Here is a 19,089-nt window from a genome sequence, read left to right as displayed (position 1 = left end):
ACCTCTTAGAGACCTAAATAGCACAGTTTGTTGCTGAGAAAAATAAAATAATTATACAGCATAAAAAAGACTAATCAAAAACCCCGTCCATAACTCACCAACCGGGCATAAAGTGGTTCATCAAGGTGCGCAGCCCTTCCGGCAGGTCGTCGTGCACCACCCGGAACATCCAACCCTGCTCATCACGGGCAAGATTGCCCACCACCCAGCCGAAGCTCTCCTCATCGCCCTGCGCGGTGATCTCATAGGTCAGAAGCGGTTCGGCGTAGTGGTTCACATCAAACAGTTTGACCTGCGCCTTTTTAATCCGCTGCATGGTCTTGTGAGGGATATCTTCATCGGGCACGGTCACCGAGAAGATCAGGTTCTCAATATCGGCAGGCACGGCGCTCAAACGCACCCGCATCACCTCTTCGGCGGCCTCGCCGTCATGCGCCTGATCATCGCCCAGATGCCGCACGCCGCCACAGGGAGAGGCTAGATTGTTGTAATAGATCAGTTGTTCATCCACACCCATCTTGCCGCGCGCGGTGAGCATCATGGCGGAAAGGTCCAGATCCAGATCCCCCCCTTCGGCGTCATCGCTCTCCCAAGAGAACCACAGATCGAACTCATCCGCGTTCGGGGCAATATCCTGCAAGAGCAACTCATCATGAAGTTTCGCCGCCACGCTCATCGCCAAACTCTCTCCTCTGCTGCACAACCTTGCCACGCCATATGTGGTGAGAATTATTCTGATCCCATTACCCGGCTCGATCAATACTTCTCTGGCGTCAGACAACAAAAAACCCGGTCGTATGACCGGGTTTTCAGCAGATTCCGCGCCACATAGCGGCGGCGCAGGAGCACTGAGCGCGATCAGCCGTTGAAGTTGTCGGCAACGAACGCCCAGTTGACCACATTCCAGAACGCCTCAACGTACTTGGGCCGCGCATTGCGGTAATCCACATAGTAGGCGTGCTCCCACACGTCACAGGTCAGCAGCGGCTTGGCGTCGCCGGTGAGCGGGCAACAGGCGTTGCTGGTGGAGAGCAGATCCAGCGTACCGTCTGGTTTTTTCACCAACCACGCCCAGCCGGAGCCAAAGGTGGTTACCGCACACTTGGTAAAAGCCTCTTTAAACGCGTCGAAAGAGCCCCATTTGGCGTTGATGGCGTCCGCCAGCGCGCCGCCCGGCGCGCCGCCGCCATGGGGACTCAAGCAGTTCCAGTAAAACGTGTGGTTCCACACTTGCGCTGCGTTATTGAATAATCCGCCTTGGGCGCTGTGAATGATCTCCTCCAGCGATTTGTCGGCATCGGGGCCGCCTTCGATCAGACCGTTGAGGTTGGTCACATAGGTTTGATGATGCTTGCCGTAGTGATACTCCAGCGTTTCCTTGGAGATATGCGGCTCCAGCGCATCTTTGGCATAGGGTAATGCCGGAAGTTCGAAAGCCATTGACCGCTCCTTTCAGATTTTGCCGTCAGGACACGCGCCGAAGCGCATGTCAGGGCTATCTGAAGATATAAGGCTGGGCCAGACGCCTGGCCCAGCTCTCAGTGTAGGAGACCATAGCGGCTGTGGCTTTGTTCCACCCCACGCCATCTGCCGCCGACCTCACAGGGGCGGCGCGCAGTTTCCGGCGCGTCTCTCTCCATCAACTTGCCCCGTTTACGCCGCTTCAAGAGCTTGGGGCCAAACATAAAAAAAACCGGCTCCCCTCGCGGAGAGCCGGCTTCCCATACCGTCGCGCAGAGCGCAAATTATTCAGCAACGTTCACTTCAACAGGGTCGCACTCCCACAGACCATGCTTGGTGCAGTAGGACAGAGCGGTCAGACGCAGGGTCCCCGCGCTGGGCACGACGTTGAAGGTGACTTCGGCCTGGCCCTTGGCGCCGGTTCCACCCAGCATGCCGGAGACGAAGTTGGCTTCGCCCAGCAGAGTGGTCCCGCTGTAGAGCTGGATCGACTTGATGTAGTGGTCGGTGTCGTCGGGGTGGGCGTACTCTTTACCCATGCGCACCGTCACCGGGAACTTCTCGCCCGCTTTGGCGGAATCGGCGCACTCGATGAACGGCGAGTGGCGATCGATGTAATCTTTCTTGGCTTCTTTCTCGACTTCCGAGATATCAACATACCGATTGATCTTAGGCATGAGAGCTCCTATAGGGTACTCAATATTGAAAGAGCGCTGCGCCGCCTCGGCGAGGCGGCGCGTACGCGATTCTTACAGCTCTTCCGAGTGTTCGGCCAAGTACTTGGCCACGCCTTCGGTGGAGGCGCCCATACCGGCTTTGCCTTTGTTCCAACCGGCGGGGCACACTTCGCCGTGCTCTTCGGTGAACTGCAGAGCGTCGACCATGCGGATCATCTCATCGATGTTGCGACCCAGGGGCAGGTTGTTGATCACCTGGTGCTGTACGATGCCGTCTTTGTCGATGAGGAAGGAGCCGCGCAGAGCGATGCCGGGGCCGGTGGAGACGTCATAGGCGTTGATGATGGACTTGTCCATATCGGCCACCAGCGGATACTGCACGTTGCCGATACCGCCGTTGTTGATCTCAGTGTTCTTCCAAGCCAGGTGGGTGAAGTGGCTGTCCATGGAGACGCCGATCACTTCCACGTTGCGCTCTTTGAACTCCTTCAAGCGGTGATCGAAGGCGATGATCTCAGAGGGGCACACAAAGGTGAAGTCCAGCGGATAGAAGAACAGCACCACGTATTTGCCCTTGAACTGGGACATGGTAAAGGCGTCGTTGAAGCTGTTATCGGGCATCACGGCAGTGGCTTTGAAATCGGGGGCGGGCTTGCCAACCAAAACGCTCATTCTTCCATCTCCTGAATATCGTGAATTTGACCTTGAAGAGTAATAGCGCAACCCAGCGCCGGTGCGTTACAGTAGACCCGTTTGGGCCACCCTTGCCGACTTGAGCGGGGCGCCGAACTGACTTCCAGAAGGCCGCCCCGTGCTGCGTGAGTGACAATATACGAACAAAAATGTTGGCGTGTCAACACAGAAATTTTCCCTTTCTCACTCTTTATTCTTGCCCCTTAAACAATACCCCCCTTGATCACAGAAGAAATACAAAATCCACATTTTTTCAGTACTCCTTCAGACCAGATGCTTACTTTTCACTTCAAAACATGACACGTCTATGACACCATGAATCTCTCCATTTGAACACGATCGCGGAATCTCCTGCTGCAACCGGCGTTTGTGCAAAGCGAGGCGCGTATGCTCACGCACTCCCACCACACAGTGCTGATCATCGATGACGATGAGAGCATCCATGTGCTCATCTCGCACAAACTACGGAAATTCGGCTATTCCGCCCATAGCGTCCTGAGCATCCAGGACGCCGAAAGTTATCTCCAAGAGTACAGCCCGGACCTGATCTTTCTGGATTATCACATGCCCGGCGGCAGCGGCCTGCTGTTTCTGGAGCATTTCCGCCTGCACGACAAATTCACCCCTGTGGTGATGATCACCGCCGACTCCTCCCGTGAACTGCCCATTCAGGGTCTGCGGGAAGGGCTGAACGATTTTCTGCGCAAACCGTTCGATACCGAAACGCTTTTGCTCACCGCTGAACGCGCCCTGGCGCAGGCGGCGGTCAATCGGCAACATGTGGCGCGGCTGGCCGCTGAGCGCTCCAATCAACTCAAAAGCATCTTCTTTGCCGCCTTCTCCCACGACATCCGCACGCCGCTGCAATCCATCATGGGCTTTGCCGACATGATCATGCGCGATGTAGGCAATACGCCCAAGGAGCATGCCCGCCGCATTCACGAAGCGGGCAAATCTCTGATCGAGATCGTCAATAACATCCTCGACTTCAGCAAGCTGGAGTCCGGTCGGCTGGACTATGAACCCGAAATGCAGCCGCTCATTGACACCCTGTTGATCGTGCAGGATCACCTGGAGCCCCTATTGCAGGAGAAGAATCTCCATTTTGAAATGAGCTGCTCCGACGCCATTGAAGCGGAGTATGACGACGGCGCCATCCGCCGGGTCATCGTCAACCTCCTGGGCAACGCCATCAAATTCTCCCCCAGCGGCGGAATAATCCAGATAGCTTGCCAGCAGACAGTCGAAGGGGTGCGGCTGGAGGTGCGTGACCAGGGCCCGGGCGTGGCTGAAGAGAATCACAAGCTGATTTTTGACCTCTACGGCCAGGTACAACAGAGCATTGCCGCAGGCGGCAATAGCAGCGGCCTGGGCTTGGCCATCTGTAAAAAGATTGTCGAGGATCACGGCGGCGCCATCTGGGTGAAAAATCGCGCCAATGGCCCTGGATCCATCTTCGCGTTGGAGATTCCCTATCGGTTTTCCCCGCCGGAGAATCATCCGTCGGAGTGGGGATTATGAGCGTCACAACAAAAAAATCGTTTTGCACACAGTAAAATTGTAGTGACTTCCTCACAAACTACATGTCACAATTTGTTTCAATCCTTCAAATCTGTAACATTTCATACTCTCAGCTCTCGTCATCGGATAGGAGATTGACCCATGGTCAACCAAAAGCAGATCAGTATGGATCGCGCTGCATTGATTGAGCGCGTTCGCGCCGCTCTGCCCGGCTCCATTCGGATTCTTTACGTGGATGACAACAGCGCGTACCAGAAGATCGTGGAGAACGAATTACTGGCCCCGTTGGGCGCCACGGTGAAAAAGCTATCAGACGGCCAAGCGGCCTTCTCCACCCTCAAGGCGCGCAATGATGCGTTTGATCTGCTGATTACGGACTTGGATATGCCCTTGATGGGCGGCATTGAGTTGGTCAACCGTCTACGCGAGATCAATATCGCCATTCCGGCCATCATTATGACCTCCTATGAGGGGTTGGCCATGGTCAAGACCACTGTGGAGCAACACAAAAACGTGTGGTCTTTGCACAAGAAGATATTCAACGCCGTACAAACCCATGGCAACACCGGCGGCGGACCCGAAAGCTGGAATGAGGAGCTGGAGATTTTCTGGAAGCCCATCGTTTCCGCTCTGTCGGCGGCGTGTAAAAAAGACATCAGCGGCGCCCTCACCGGCCAACAGAGCAACGCGACAGCGCTTGGCGGTGGACAAAAGAGCGCCGCCAAGCTCGCGGCGGATTGCGGCGGCATTAGCGAAAACATTCGCTGGAGCCCGGAGATCTACGGCCTGGATATCCCCGAAGTGGATGAGGATCACCGCAATATCGTGATGGCTGCCGCCAACCTACAGCGCCTCATCGCCGACCAGGCGTACAACCGCTTGAACATCGTCATCATGGCGCTGCTCAAGGTGACGCGGGACCACCTGGCGTGGGAGGAGGAGCTGCAGCGCATCAACGGCTACCCCGGACGCGAGGGGCACGCCAAGCTACACAAGCAACTACTGGCGCAACTGGATAACAAAACCGCCTCCTACAAGTACGCCAAATCCGACGACGAGATTAAGTGCTCGGCCAACCAACTCACCGAGTTCGTCTACAACTGGCTCAAGCAGCACATTCAGGGCGAGGACAGCGGCTACGCCAAGTTCCTGCACAAAAAGCCCGACGGCTACCTAGTGCCGGACAAAGCCGCTTTCAAGAGCTGATCACGCGTCCGCGAAAAATCAAACAAAAAGCCGCCCCAGGATTTGAGGCGGCTTTTTGTTTGATACAAAACCTGCGCGGCTGATGGCTGACTTCGGCCTCAGACTCTTACAGCGTCTGCTCTTTGGTCTTCAAAAATCGCACGTTGGGATAGTTCTCCTGCACTGTGTCCAAACGCCACTTGTTGCGCGCCAGAAACACCGGCGCGCCGTCGTGGTCTTCCGCCATGTCCGCCTGCTCGCGATCGGTGAAAGCTTTCAGTTGCCCGTGATCATCCGCCTCCACCCAGCGCGCGGTGTAGAGACTGGTGGCCTCAAAACGCACCGGGATATTGAACTCGGTGCGGATGCGGTCGGCCAACACCTCGAACTGCAGCGCGCCCAACACCCCCATGATCCATTCGCCGCCCAGATGCGCCTTGAACACCCGCGCGGCGCCCTCCTCGCCCAACTGCACCAGGGTGCGCCCCAGATGCTTGGCCTTCATGGGATCCTCCGGACGCACCTTGCGCAGCATCTCCGGGGCGAAGCTGGGCACGCCGGTGTAGTGCAGGGTTTCGCCTTCGGTCAGCGTATCGCCAATGCGCAGATTGCCGTGGTTGGGAATGCCAATGATATCGCCCGCAAACGCCTCTTCGGCCAGCTCGCGATCCTGCGCCAAAAACAGCACCGGATTGTGCAGGGCGATGGTTTTATCCGTGCGGGTGTGGCGCATCTTCAAGCCGCGTTTGAAGTGGCCGGAGCTGATGCGGAAAAAGGCGATGCGGTCGCGGTGTTTGGGATCCATATTCGCCTGAATCTTGAACACGAAGCCGCTGACCTTCTCCTCGTCGGGGGCCACGTCACGCTCGGCGGCCTTCTGCATGCGCGGCGAAGGCGCGTGTTGACCGATGCCGCCCAGCAGTTCGCGCACGCCAAAGTTGTTGATGGCGCTGCCGAAGAAGACCGGCGTGAGGGTGCCCTCACGATAGGCTTGCAGATCGAACGCCGGACACAGCTCCCGCGCCATGGCCACATCCTCACGCAGCTTGGCGGCGGCCTCGGCAGGCAGCAGTTCATCGATTTTGGGATCATCCAGACCGTTGCAGGAGATCCCCGCATCCCCCGCCGTCTGTCCCTTGCTGCGCTCCATGAACAGCAGTTGATCGTTGATCAGATCATAGCAGCCAAGGAAGTCGCGCCCCATGCCGATGGGCCAGGTGGCGGGGGTGACGTCCAGGGCCAGGGTCTGTTCCACCTCGTCGAGCAGGTCGAAGGGATCACGCGCCTCGCGGTCCATCTTGTTGACGAAGGTGATGATGGGCATATCGCGCAAACGGCACACCTCAAACAGCTTCAAAGTCTGCGCCTCGATGCCCTTGGCCGCGTCCAGCACCATCACCGCGCTGTCCACCGCGGTGAGGGTGCGGTAGGTGTCTTCGGAGAAGTCGGCGTGGCCCGGGGTATCGAGCAGATTGAAGATCTCGGCGCCATACTCGAAGGTCATCACCGAGGCGGTCACCGAGATGCCGCGCTCCTGCTCCACCTTCATCCAGTCCGAGTGGGCGCGTCGCGCATCGCCGCGCGCTTTCACCGCCCCGGCCATCTGAATGGCGCCGCCGAACAGCAGCAGCTTTTCGGTGAGGGTGGTCTTACCGGCGTCGGGGTGGGAGATGATGGCGAAGGTGCGGCGCTTGGCCACCGCTTCGGATAACGCGGATGGGGCGTGACTCACAAAAACTCTCCGGGGCAGTGCTGCGGGACAATCAAATCGTCATTTATACGATTTGGCGCGGCAAAAGGCAATATCCCGCCCCAGCCCCCCAGCGCGCCGGAAGAGCATCCGCTCTCCCAGCGCGCCAACGGGCGTTACTCCGCCTTATCGGCGTTGTAGGCCATCAACTCCTCCTGCACCGCATCACGGTCGACCCACCAGCCATCGTCGCCCACCATCAGCTCCAGCATGGTCATAATGGGCGGGATGAAGGTATCGGGGTCGTCCAGGCCATGCTCGGCGACCCACGCATTGAACGCCTCGGTGGTGTCGATGCCCGCCGCTTCGCCCGCCGCCTGCAGCATGAGCTGGGCGTGATGCTGCGCCAGCGGCAGCTCCGGGTCGCGCTCGTCGCGGTGCTGACACAGCAGATTGGCCAGCGAGGCCAGATTGCCGGAGAGTTCATGTTTGGCGCCCAGCAGCGCCTGCAGGGCGGTGAGCGCCAGGGTGACATCGCCGATGGGGGTGGCGCACTTGAGCGACAGCCACACCCGTTGCGCCATGGCCCGAGGCGCCTCGGGGTTGTTCTCGCGGGTGGAGAGATAGGTCAGCGCGTTCAGGCACTCCTCCCAGGCGCGCGCCTTGGAGTACTGCTTGACCGCATTGACGTTGATGGCCCAATCCTCTTCGGCGCTGCGCTCGGGGGCCTCGTCGCTGGTCTGACCGGTCTGCTGCGCGAACTCCTTGCCGCGCGCCACCTCGATATTGATCACTCCGGGTTTGTTCTGCGTGTCGCTCATGGACGCAATTCCTTTCAGCCGTCCGCTGCTGCGGCGGTGTGTGACGATGAAAGCGATTATCCGGCGATAGGCGCGCGCAATCGGCGCCTCGCCCTCCCCTTCAGGATGAAGAGTGTGATAGGGTGTTAACCCATGAAGTTCAATTCGCGCAACGGGCTACGCGCCAAAGAGTGCGAATTGCGCCCCATCAACGCACCTTTTGCGGACAGATTACGGCCAATATGAAAGAACGCCTGCAAAGCGCCTACCGACTCCTCTCCAAAGGCCGTTTGGCCCAAGCGGAGCAGATCCGCTTCAACCTGTTGGCGCCGCTGCTGGGCGAACTGGGCTGGGCGGTGGAGGATCCCGATCAGGTCGATCCCGCGTTTGCGCCCAATGGCCAACCCGCCGCCGCGCCGTTGTTGGCGCTCACGCCGCCCGGCGCTGAGCAACCCGCCATGCTGATTGAGGCGCGCGATCGCGGCGCCATCGGCAAGGAGGATCGTCCGCCGAGCCATTCGGGCACGCGCTTCGGCCTGCTCACCGATGGCCGCTACTGGCGCTTCTTTCACCACGCCGAGGGGCAGGCCGTGATGGCCCCGTTCAAGACCGCCGAGCTGAAGATGGAGAGCATCGGCGACATTGAGAATCTGCTATTGCAGTACGTCAGCCCCGATGCGCTGGCCTCGGGCAAGGCGGCTGAAAGGGTGCAGCGCAATCAGGGCGCCCAAGGGCAGAAGCGACTGCAGGCGCTGCGCAATCTAGTGCCGCGCGCCGAGCAGATCGCCGCCAAACCGCCGCACCCGTCGCTGGAGCAGGCGATGATCCACCTGATCAAGCGCTCGGGCATCACCGGCGTCACCCGCGCCGATCTGCAGGGAGTGCTGGATGAGGCGCAGAGCGCCGCAGCCGAGGAGATCGATCCGATCCTGGGCGAAGCCGTCAGCGAAGGCGGCGGCGCGCAAGCGGGCGAAGCCAAAACCTGGACCGAACCGGTCACCGGCATGGAGTTCGTGTGGATTCCGCCCGGAACCTATCTGCGCGGCAGCCCCGACAACGAAGCGGGACGCCAGAACAACGAGGGTCCCCAACATGAAGTCACCCTTAGCAAAGGCTTCTGGCTCTCCAAATGCCCGGTCACAGTGGGGCAGTGGGAGCGCGTCATGGACCCCTCCACCCGCCGCAACCACGCCGATGACGCCGAACCGTCGCCCTCCTCGCTCTATCCGGTGGATAAAGTGATGTGGGAGGAGACCCAGGAGTTTATTGAAAAGGTGGCGATGCAGGGCGGCGGCGCCTCGCGGTTGCGCCTGCCCACCGAGGCGGAGTGGGAGTACGCCTGCCGCGCCGGCACCCAGGGCAAATTCTTTTTTGATGAAAAAGACCGCAAGCAGCGGCTGGAGGATTACGCCTGGCTGATGACCAACGCCAAGGGCCACCTGCAACCAGTGGGCAAGCTCAAGCCCAACCCGTGGGGCTTGCACGACATGCTGGGCAATGTGTGGGAGTGGACCGAGGACGTCTACTCCCTCTACAGCGCCAACCCACAGGAGGATCCCATCGGCGCGGGCCAGAGCGATGTGCATATGCGCCGGGGCGGCAGCTTCCGCAGCAACGCCAAAGCATGCCGCATCGCGCGGCGTCAGAACGCCAAAGTGGATTCGCTGGAGCTGGAGAACAGCGGCGGGGTGGGCTTCCGTCTGGCCAAATCCGCCGACGACGCCGAATAAGCGGGGATAGAGCCCCTGCGATCTAACGTTGCAAGGGGGCGGATGCGGCGGTGGGGGGGCCGTGCGGCGTCAGATCAGACGCCCTGCTCCTTGGAGCGCATGCGGTCAAGGAAAGTCTCAAAGCGACCCAGCCCCAGGTGCACCCGGTCCACAGTGGCCAGATCCAGCCCCTCTTCCCAGTTCTCGCCAGAGCCCCCTTTGGAGCCGCCATCGCCATAACCGAGCTTCTCCACCGTCAAGCGCACGCGGTGGGAGAGGAACTGCGCCATCGCCTTGTACAGATTGCGCGCAAAGTAGACATCCATCTCCATGCGCTCGCGGATGTCATCGGTGGCCAACGCCAGCAGCCAGGCGTCGCGCTTGACCACCACGTTGACCGTCGGCGGCGTCGACTCGATGAACGACATCTCGCCCACCACTTCGCCCGCCTCCAGCTCCGCCACTTCAACGCCCTCCTCGGTCTGCACCGAGAGCGCGCCATCAAGCAGAATGTACATGTGCTCCATAATGCGGCCATGGCGAATCAACAACTCGCCGCTGCTGACATGAATCTGCCCGCCGTAATCGGCAATCCAGTCGATATCATCCTCATCGAGTTCGTTGAAAAGAAAGGCCACTTTGCGCATTGCTGCGAAACTCCCTGAATGATCCGACGCACAATTTTTGGCATGCCACCAAATAATCGCACAAACGCCAATGGAATGATTGTATCGTCTTCGCCGCGCAGGCGAAACCATCTGTGCCAATCAGACAGATTCCTCCTGCGCCAACTGCAGCGCATGCCGCAATCCCTGCATACGGATCGGATGGCGGTTGTGCAGAGGAATCATCTCCATCACCCCCCACTGCTCCAACGTTTGCGCCAACTGATTGCGCGCGCAGTCGCCGCCACAGATGAAGATGACGTGTTGGCCGTTGTCGCGACACTGGCGGATCATCTGTTTGAGCGCCATGGCGATGGAGCCGTCGATCATGGTGGCGTCATCCATATCCAGCGCCACCACTTTGGGTTCGCTGCCGATCCCGCCCAGACGCCGCACCATCTCCTTGGCCGAACCAAACGAGAATGGACCGGACAGATGCAGCAGGAGAATTTTCCCATTGGCCTGACGCAGGATATCCCGCCCCGCTTCGGGAATGGGGGAGTAGTCGGCGTCGCTGGCCACCAGATTCATATTGCGCAACTGCTCTTCGCTCATCTGCTGGGCGGAGATCAGCGACACCATCACCACCCCCACCCCCACGGCGGTGACCAGATCGGCGACCACAGTGAGCAGCAGCACGGTGAGCATCACCACCACATCGGCGCGCGGCGCGGTGTGGACCTGACGCAGATACTCCCAATCGATGATGTCCCAACCCACTTTGAGCAGAATACCCGCCAACGCCGCGTGGGGAATATGTTCCGCCAACGGGGCCAGCCCCAGCACCATGCCCAGCAGGATCAACGCATGCACGATGCCGCTGGCCGGGGTGCGCCCGCCAGCGCGGATGTTGACCACCGTGCGCATGGTGGCCCCCGCCCCCGGGATGGCGCCGAACAATCCGGCGATGGCGTTGCCGATGCCTTGACCAATCAACTCGCGATTGGCGCTGTGCTGGGTGCGGGTAAAGTTGTCCGCCACCAGGGAGGTAAGCAGGGAGTCGATGGAGCCCAGCAGCGCCAGCACCAGCGCCCACTGGATCATATTGGGCAGCTCGCCCCACTGGAATTGCGGCCACACCCAGGCGGGCAGCGCTTGCGGAATCTCCCCCACCACCGGCGCGCCCACCGCCCAGAAGGCCGCCAACGGCGCACAGACCACCAGCGCCAGCAGCGGCGGCGGAACCAGGCGTCGCAGCGCCCCCGGGGTAAACAGCATAATCGCCAGGGAGAGCGCGCCCAACGCGGCGGCGGAGCCCTGCATGCGGGTCGCCAGATCAGGCAGCCCGCTGAGTGCGCCCAGCACCCCTTTGCCCAAATTCTCGGTTCCCAGCAGAGGCGCCAGTTGCAGAAGAATGATGATCGCCCCCACCCCGCTCATGAAGCCGGAGATCACCGGGAACGGAATAAAGGTGATGTAGCGGCCAATGCGGCCCACGCCAAGGAGGATCTGGATCACGCCGCTCATGGCGACGATGGTGAAGGCCATGGCGGGCGCATCATGGTATTGCGTGAGCAGCGCCGCCATCACCACGGTCATGGGACCGGTGGGACCGGAGACCTGGGTTGGCGTGCCACCCAAAAATGCGGCGAAGAACCCGATAATGATGGCGCTGTACAGTCCGGCGGAAGCGCCCGCTCCGGAGGCCACGCCAAACGCCAGCGACAGCGGCAACGCCACCACCGCCGCCGTTACGCCGCCGTAGAGGTCGCCCTTCCAGTGCCGCGCGCTCCAACTCTGACTCCATGAAATGCCGCCGCCCATTCCCGTCTGATCCTTTCCGTCCAAAATTAGCGCGTCCCCACCAGCGCGTTTGGGACGCCCGCCGCCGTTCGTTATGACGACGCCCTGTTCGTTTTTCTGAAAACATTTAAAATGCCCCATTTCCCGGGCCTTGGCCAGACTTGATAAAAGGAGTGCTTGGCGTTGTCTGCGGAAGCTGATATGAAGAGAAGATGATAATGCTGGGAACTTTCATTCATACTTTTATTTTGCCGCGCCGTCATACCCGATTGAGCGCGCCGCTGAAGGGCGAAGCATGAGCGACGCGCCGCTGAACACCCCCTCTCGCGTTCTATTGGTGGATAGTCAGCCTTCGGTCTTTGAACTGCTGCACACGGAACTAAGCGAAGCCCACGATCTGGCTCTACACCACTGCCCCAGCGGCGCCAAGGCGCTGGAGATGGCCGAGTCGCTGCGCCCCTGCGCCATTCTGCTGGAAGCGGACCTGGCCGATATGAGCGGCATTGAGACGCTTAAACAGCTGCGCCGGGCGCGCGCCACCTGCGAAACCCCGGTGCTGATGCTCTCGCATCAGGACGACCCCCAGGTCAAAGCCGACGCCTTCGCTGAAGGCGCCAGCGACTATCTGATTAAAATGCCCAACCGGGTTGAGTTAACCGCCCGCCTGCGCAGCCGTATCCGCGCATTTCATCAGCAGACCCGCAACAGCGCCCCGACAACGCCGCTGCCGCAGTTGATGCCCACCTCGCCGCAGGATGCGCCGTTCAAATTCTCCGTCGACGTCAACACCAAGCGCATCCTCACCATCAGCCCGCAGATGCTGGAGCTGTTGGGGGTGAGCGATCCGCGCACCTATATCGGCGCGCTGCCCGACACCCTGGCGCGCACACCCAACCGGCGCGCCATCACCTCCGCCCTGGAGTGGCTGCCCAAACCCGACAAACGCCTCTACGAAACCAGCTTCTGTGACGCCAACGGCGAAGAGATCCCCTGCTGTTTCCGCGTGCTGCCAGTGGTAGGCGAAAATGGCGAACAAGCGCGCGTAGCGTGGTTTGTGGTCTCCCGCGCGCAGGATCTGGAGCAGGCCCAGGGCAGCCGCGAAAGCCAGGCGCGCATTGAAGCGGTGTCGGAGATGGCCCCCAGCCCCATGTGGCTGTGCGATGAGTATGGGCGACGCACCTATTTCAACCAGGCGTGGCGCCACTTCTGTGGTCGTGACAACGACGCCGAACTCAACGCCATCCAGTGGCCGTTGACGGTGCATCCAGAAGATCTGCCCGGCTATCGCACCGCCTTCATGCGCGCGTTGGAGGGTCGCGACCCATTCTCGGCCGAATACCGCCTGCGGCGCTTCGATGGCGAATTCCGCTGGATGCTGGAGTCGGCAAAACCGCGCTACACCCGCGGCGGCGCCTTCCTCGGCTTCTGCTCCAGCGCGCTGGATATCACCTTCCGTAAGCGCCATGAAGAGGAGATCGCGCAACTCAACGCACAGTTGGAGGAGCAGGTGCGCATCCGCACCAGCGAACTGGAGGCGGAGGTGCGCGAACGCCGCGCCGCCGAACAGGCGGCGCGTGAATCGGAGCGCGAAGCCAAATTGGCGCACCAGGCGCAAAAGCTCATCAGCCGCCTGCTCTCCATCGCCCTGAGCGATGATCCGCTGGATGTGCAGATGCGCAGCTCACTGCAAGCGGTTCTCTCCAGCGAGTGGCTGCCGCTCACCGGCGCCGGCTGCATCTATCTGCCGGTGTTCAATGAGGATGACGCCTACTTCCCCATCACCCGGGAGAAACAACAGGACGCCAATCTGCCGCGCCTGTCGCTGGATGAATTGCGCGCTGTATGGGACTTTGACCGCACTGCGTTGGCTTTCCTGCCGCCAACCGAGCAGGCGCGCCCCATGTGTGATTTAAACGACAACAGCAGCGCCCCCATCTGCGCCCTGGCCATTGGCGAAACCGACGCCCCACAAGCGCTGATGTTCCTCATGCTCGAAGACCGAGACGACGTGGTTTCCGACGAACTGCGCGCGCTGTTCACTGACATCTCCGCCACCCTGCATACGCTGATTGCGCGGCGCAAAACCCGGGAGCTGGAAGCGGCGCGGGTGCGCGCCGAGCAGGCCAATCAGGCCAAGAGCCAGTTCCTGGCCACCATGAGCCATGAGATCCGCACCCCGCTCAACGCCATCATGGGCGCGGCCGACCTGCTGCTGGATACTGCGCTGGATGACAATCAGTCGCGGGTGCTGGATATGTCGCTCAATGCGGGCAACACCCTGTTGGAGATTATCGACGACATTCTCGATCTGTCGCGCATTGAATCGGGACGCCTACAACTGCAGCGCGCGCCCATGAACCTGCATGAGTTGTCCCATAACACGCTGGACATCCTCTCCTTGCGCGCTAAAGAGCGCGGATTGACGCTGGATCTGGAGATCTCCCCGGAGATTCCACAACGTGTATTCGGCGACGCCCAGCGCTTGCGTCAGATTCTGTTCAATCTTCTGGGCAACGCTATCAAGTTCACCCATGCAGGCAGCGTCAAACTCAGCGTCGCCGCCCAAGAGGGCGTGCGCATCCTATTCGCTGTCAGCGACTCGGGCATCGGCATCCCGGAGAACCGTTTGGAGGCGATCTTCCACCCCTTTAGTCAAGTGGGCGAACAGACCTCCCACGACTATGGCGGCACCGGCCTGGGTCTCTCCATCTGTCGCGGCTTGGCGCGCGCCATGGGGGGTGAGATCAGCGTGGAGAGTCAATTGGGTCAGGGCTCCACATTTACGCTCACCCTGCCGCTGCCCGCCGCTCTTGAGCGAGAAGACGCTCCAGACTCCGCACAACCGGAAGAAGCGTCATCTGAACATCTCGAAAGCGACCCGTCATGCAACTGCCCATCCGGGGTGCGCGTGCTGGTGGTGGACGACTCGGAGGACAATCGATTTTTGGTCAAAGCATTTCTGGGGAGCTGCGGCTGCGACCTGACCATGGCGGTCAATGGGCGTGAAGCGGTCAGCCTGTACCAGCAGCAACATTTCGACCTGGTGCTGATGGATGTGCAGATGCCGGAGATGAACGGTCTGGACGCCACCCGCGCCATCCGCCGCTGGGAGCAAAAACAGGAGCGCGCCCCCACCCCGATTGTGGCGCTCACCGCCCATGCGCTCAAAGAAGAGGCGGCGCTCGCCCTGCAGGCTGGATGCACGGAACATGTGGCCAAGCCCATCCGCAAGAACCAGTTACGCGCATTGGTGGGACATTATTTCACCTCTATGTCATAATACGCCCTCTCCCATATCGTTTTTCCCAACGACTGACCCCTGAGTTCGTCTGATTATTTTTTGATCGCCTGATTAAAAAATAATCAGACGACACATCACAATTTCGGCGCCTCCGACAATCGTTCCCCCGCAACCCCTCTCAAAGCATTGATTAATCACAGAATGATAGTTTGGCATGTGGATTGTACTAAAGGCGACAAAGTCGAACTTCCGACAACGGCCTCACATTGAGGTGGAACCCAATCGCACATTGTGACGTCTGAGAATGAGACACACTCCTGCGACCGGAAATTCGCGCGCGCCCATCATCCATTGTCGGCGCCCCCTATAATAAAATGAGGCAACGTCACGCCATGACCCCTAATCCGGCCACGCCTATGAGCACCCTGTCGAACCAGATCATGCACATGACCCGTTCAGCGATGATCTCTTCCCAGCTGGACGCTCTCAACCAAGTCAGTCGCATTCTGGCTGAAGAACCGGACCTCAACACCGCATTGCACGGCGCCCTGCGCGCCATCAGCCACACCACCGGCATGGGCCGCGGCATGGTCTCCTTGATCGACCCCGCCACCGGCCGCCTGTCTGTGCAAGCCACCTATGAAGCCGATGACAAGGCGCCGCCATTCACCGATGGCGTCACCTATTTTCCCGGCGAAGGCGTGGTGGGCTCCATCGTCCTCTCCGGCGACACCTTCATCTGTGAACAGCCCAGCCAGGAGAGCCGCTTTGTTAATCGCATCGGCCTGCTGGATCCCACCCTACCCTTCATCGGCGCGCCCATTCCGTATGAAGAGGGGCGCTACATGGGCGTGCTGGCGGCGCAGCCCATGTTTGGCAACCGCGCCTTTCTTCAAGAACAGGCCAAGTTTCTCGAAACCCTGGCCAGCCTGATTTCACAAAAGGCGCGCTCCACCCTCTACTGCCCGCAGACCCAAGCCGCCATCGCCGAACGCAATGGGCAAGCGCCGGTGCGCCGCATTCCCGGCTCCGAAGATCTGGAGCCGCAAAAACTGATCATCAGCCAGTCGCGCCGCATGGACCCGGTCTATCAAGCCATCAAACAGGCGGCCAAATGGGACTGCACGGTGCTGGTGCACGGCGAGTCGGGCACCGGTAAAGAGTTGGTGGCCAACGCCATTCACTATAGCTCGCGCCGCTCTGGCGCGCCGTTTGTGAGCGTCAACTGCGCCGCATTGTCGGACAATCTGCTGGAGTCTGAACTGTTCGGCCACGAAAAGGGCGCCTTCACCGGCGCCGCCAATGCGCGCAAGGGCCGCTTTGAACTGGCCCACGGCGGCACCCTGTTCCTGGATGAGATTGGCGAGATCTCCCCAGCGTTCCAGAGCAAGCTACTGCGGGTGCTGCAAGAGGGTGAGTTTGAGCGCGTGGGCGGAACCCGCACCATGCGCGTGAATGTGCGCATCATCGCCGCCACCAACCGTGATCTGTATCAGCGCGTGCAGACCGGCGAGTTCCGCGCTGACCTGTTCTACCGCCTGTTCGTGATGCCCATTGCGCTGCCGCCGCTGCGTGAGCGCAAAGAGGATATTCCGCTATTGACGGAAAAGCTGCTGGCGCGCATCGCCCGCAAGCAGGGGCGCAATAAACTCACCCTCTCCGACGAAGCGCTGCGCCGTCTGTGCAACAACCCCTGGCCCGGCAACGTGCGGGAGTTGGAGAACTGCCTGGAGCGCGCCGCCGTGATGAGCGACGAAGGGCATATCGACGCCGCCCACGTCTTCTTCCCCGATCTGGCGGGCTGGAATGCGGGGACCATCTCCGCCCCCAGCGCCCCCTTGGCCCCGGCCCCCGCCGCGACCACGCCCAGCAGCGCCCCCAGCGGCTCCGGCGGCATCATGGATGAAGACCTCGACGAACGCGAACGGGTGCTCATGGCCCTGGAGCAAGCGGGCTGGGTACAGGCCAAGGCGGCGCGCCTGTTGGGCATGACGCCGCGCCAGGTGGCCTATCGCATCAAGATTCTCAATATCCCCATGCGCTCACTGTAACAATCGCCGCAAACCAACGAAAAACCCCGCTTCCAGCGGGGTTTTTTTATGCCCGCCATTGTCGCAAAAGCGACAGAACAAATTCGCCCTTGTTACAGAGGCGACAACCAAACACACAAACTATTTAACTTTATTTTCAGATGTTTATTGAATTTTTAAAATTGGCCCACGGCTTGCGCTAGATCTACCCAAGTCTCAGCGCCCCGTCACCCGGGGCCCCACGCCAGGAGGGATTCCATGAGCGCCTCGTGTTCTTCATCCGCTAATAGCCACGGCCCGTCCGTGGATACCCACCCTTGCTTCTCTAAAGAAGCCCATCACAAATACGCCCGCATGCATGTCGCCGTGGCGCCCGCCTGCAATATCCAATGCAACTACTGCAATCGAAAATACGATTGCGCCAATGAATCCCGTCCTGGCGTGGTATCCGAACTGCTCTCCCCGGAGCAGGCGGCGTTGAAGGTGAGCGCGGTCAAAGAGAAGATTCCGCAGATGACCGTGTTGGGCATCGCCGGTCCTGGCGACCCGCTGGCCAACCCGGCGCGCACGTTTGAAACCTGCCGCCAAGTGGCCGCCAGCCACCCGGATCTGCAACTCTGCCTCTCCACCAACGGGCTCAACCTGCCCGACGTGGTGGATGAGATCGCCGAACTCAAAGTGCACCACGTCACCATCACCATCAACGCCACCGACCCGGAAGTGGGCGCCAAGATCTATCCCTGGATCTACTGGAACAACCGCCGCATCACCGGCAAGAAGGCCGCCCAAATCCTCATCGAGCGCCAGTTCAAAGGGCTGGAGATGCTGGTGGAGCGCGGCATCCTGGTGAAGGTCAACTCGGTGATGATCCCCGGCGTGAACGACGAGCACCTGAAGGAAGTCAACAAGAAGGTCAGCGACATGGGCGCCTTCCTGCACAATATCATGCCGCTGCTCTCCGAGCCCGAGCATGGCACCTATTATGGCCTGATGGGCCAGCGCAACCCCACCGACGAAGAGCTGCGCGATCTGCGTGAATCGTGCGAAGGGGACGTTGAGCAGATGACCCACTGCCGCCAGTGCCGCGCCGATGCGGTGGGCATGCTGGGCGAAGATCGCGGCGAGGAGTTCACCCTGGACAAAATCCAGCCGCCCAATCCAGTGTTCAATGGCGGCGTCGGCAAGATCATCCCCATCGCCATGAGCGGAGCCCCGTCGGCGCCCGCCGCCAACGAAGAGGCCCCCAAGGCCGCTCCCGCCGTGCCCGCCGGTCCCAAGCGTCGTCTGGCGGTGACCAGCGAAGGCGGCATCCGCATCGACCAGCACTTCGGCCACGCCAAGCGCTTCTTGGTGTATGACGCCGACGCCCATGGCCTGACCCTGGTGGAAGAGCGCGCCATCGACAACTACTGCACCGGCGACAACGAGTGCGGCGACAAGGAGAGCGCGCTGGACTTCGCCCTCAAGTCGCTGGGCGACTGCGAAGCGGTGCTGTGTCAGCGCATCGGCTTCGCCCCCTGGGAGCGTCTGGAAGAGGCGGGCGTCAAGCCGGTCAACGCCCACGCCGGGGAGATCATCGAATTCGCTCTGCCCGCCTTCTGCCGCACGCAGAACGGCCTGGAGAGCGACGCCGAGGCGAGCCAACAGGCCGCAGGCTAACGCACAGGACACCGA

At 60.6% G+C, this 19,089-nt stretch carries 14 protein-coding genes; 6 read left to right on the top strand and 8 right to left on the bottom strand.

Annotation, left to right across the window (positions count from 1 at the left end; genetic code table 11):
- Positions 1–94 precede the first annotated feature (94 nt).
- From MAIT1_RS16885 to MAIT1_RS16870, 4 genes are all read right to left on the bottom strand, one after another.
- Positions 95–676: a TerD family protein gene (locus MAIT1_RS16885; protein WP_085444718.1), complete on the bottom strand. Its 582-nt coding sequence runs from the start codon at positions 674–676 to the stop codon at positions 95–97.
- 182 nt (positions 677–858) lie between these two features.
- Positions 859–1,440, bottom strand: a complete 582-nt coding sequence (locus MAIT1_RS16880; protein WP_085444717.1) for a superoxide dismutase — start codon at positions 1,438–1,440, stop codon at positions 859–861.
- A 305-nt stretch (positions 1,441–1,745) separates the two neighbouring features.
- Complete coding sequence (locus tag MAIT1_RS16875; RefSeq protein ID WP_085444716.1) at positions 1,746–2,138, bottom strand: class II SORL domain-containing protein; 393 nt, start codon at positions 2,136–2,138, stop codon at positions 1,746–1,748.
- 72 nt (positions 2,139–2,210) lie between these two features.
- Positions 2,211–2,810 carry a peroxiredoxin gene (locus MAIT1_RS16870; protein WP_085444715.1) on the bottom strand — a complete coding sequence of 200 codons (600 nt, stop codon included), beginning with the start codon at positions 2,808–2,810 and terminating at the stop codon, positions 2,211–2,213.
- 408 nt (positions 2,811–3,218) lie between these two features.
- Between MAIT1_RS16870 and MAIT1_RS16865 the strand changes: the two genes are divergently transcribed.
- Both MAIT1_RS16865 and MAIT1_RS16860 read left to right on the top strand, forming a co-directional pair.
- Entirely contained in the window at positions 3,219–4,352 is a 1,134-nt protein-coding gene (locus tag MAIT1_RS16865) for a hybrid sensor histidine kinase/response regulator (RefSeq protein ID WP_085444714.1), read from the top strand.
- A 141-nt stretch (positions 4,353–4,493) separates the two neighbouring features.
- A complete protein-coding gene (locus MAIT1_RS16860; RefSeq protein WP_085444713.1) occupies positions 4,494–5,558 on the top strand; it encodes a hemerythrin domain-containing protein in 1,065 nt (354 codons plus the stop codon).
- A gap of 106 nt (positions 5,559–5,664) precedes the next feature.
- On the opposite strand, the gene MAIT1_RS16855 is transcribed toward MAIT1_RS16860, so the two are convergent.
- Both MAIT1_RS16855 and MAIT1_RS16850 read right to left on the bottom strand, forming a co-directional pair.
- The gene (locus tag MAIT1_RS16855) at positions 5,665–7,269 is read right to left on the bottom strand and encodes a peptide chain release factor 3 (protein WP_085444712.1); all 1,605 of its coding nucleotides are present in this window, start codon (positions 7,267–7,269) and stop codon (positions 5,665–5,667) included.
- A 134-nt stretch (positions 7,270–7,403) separates the two neighbouring features.
- On the bottom strand, positions 7,404–8,048 hold the full coding sequence (locus tag MAIT1_RS16850) for a hypothetical protein (protein ID WP_085444711.1): 645 nt from the start codon (positions 8,046–8,048) through the stop codon (positions 7,404–7,406).
- A 221-nt stretch (positions 8,049–8,269) separates the two neighbouring features.
- Between MAIT1_RS16850 and MAIT1_RS16845 the strand changes: the two genes are divergently transcribed.
- Positions 8,270–9,757 carry an SUMF1/EgtB/PvdO family nonheme iron enzyme gene (locus MAIT1_RS16845; RefSeq protein ID WP_085444710.1) on the top strand — a complete coding sequence of 496 codons (1,488 nt, stop codon included), beginning with the start codon at positions 8,270–8,272 and terminating at the stop codon, positions 9,755–9,757.
- A 74-nt stretch (positions 9,758–9,831) separates the two neighbouring features.
- On the opposite strand, the gene MAIT1_RS16840 is transcribed toward MAIT1_RS16845, so the two are convergent.
- Together MAIT1_RS16840 and MAIT1_RS16835 are read right to left on the bottom strand one after the other, a co-directional pair.
- A complete protein-coding gene (locus tag MAIT1_RS16840) occupies positions 9,832–10,383 on the bottom strand; it encodes a cyclic nucleotide-binding domain-containing protein (protein ID WP_158089576.1) in 552 nt (183 codons plus the stop codon).
- A 120-nt stretch (positions 10,384–10,503) separates the two neighbouring features.
- Positions 10,504–12,165 carry a SulP family inorganic anion transporter gene (locus MAIT1_RS16835; RefSeq protein WP_158089575.1) on the bottom strand — a complete coding sequence of 554 codons (1,662 nt, stop codon included), beginning with the start codon at positions 12,163–12,165 and terminating at the stop codon, positions 10,504–10,506.
- Between the two features lie 274 nt (positions 12,166–12,439).
- On the opposite strand from MAIT1_RS16835, the gene MAIT1_RS16830 reads away from it, so the two are divergent.
- From MAIT1_RS16830 to nifB, 3 genes are all read left to right on the top strand, one after another.
- Positions 12,440–15,424 carry a response regulator gene (locus MAIT1_RS16830; protein ID WP_085444707.1) on the top strand — a complete coding sequence of 995 codons (2,985 nt, stop codon included), beginning with the start codon at positions 12,440–12,442 and terminating at the stop codon, positions 15,422–15,424.
- A 377-nt stretch (positions 15,425–15,801) separates the two neighbouring features.
- Positions 15,802–17,436 (top strand): nif-specific transcriptional activator NifA, encoded by a 1,635-nt coding sequence (gene nifA / locus MAIT1_RS16825; protein WP_241893496.1) that lies wholly within the window; start codon positions 15,802–15,804, stop codon positions 17,434–17,436.
- 237 nt (positions 17,437–17,673) lie between these two features.
- Positions 17,674–19,074 carry a nitrogenase cofactor biosynthesis protein NifB gene (nifB, locus tag MAIT1_RS16820; RefSeq protein ID WP_085444705.1) on the top strand — a complete coding sequence of 467 codons (1,401 nt, stop codon included), beginning with the start codon at positions 17,674–17,676 and terminating at the stop codon, positions 19,072–19,074.
- The last annotated feature ends 15 nt before the right edge of the window (positions 19,075–19,089 follow it).

Origin of the sequence: Magnetofaba australis IT-1, assembly GCF_002109495.1 — a bacterium.
Taxonomy (GTDB): Bacteria; Pseudomonadota; Magnetococcia; order Magnetococcales; family Magnetococcaceae; genus Magnetofaba; species Magnetofaba australis.
This window is presented reverse-complemented; position numbering and strand designations above follow the sequence as displayed.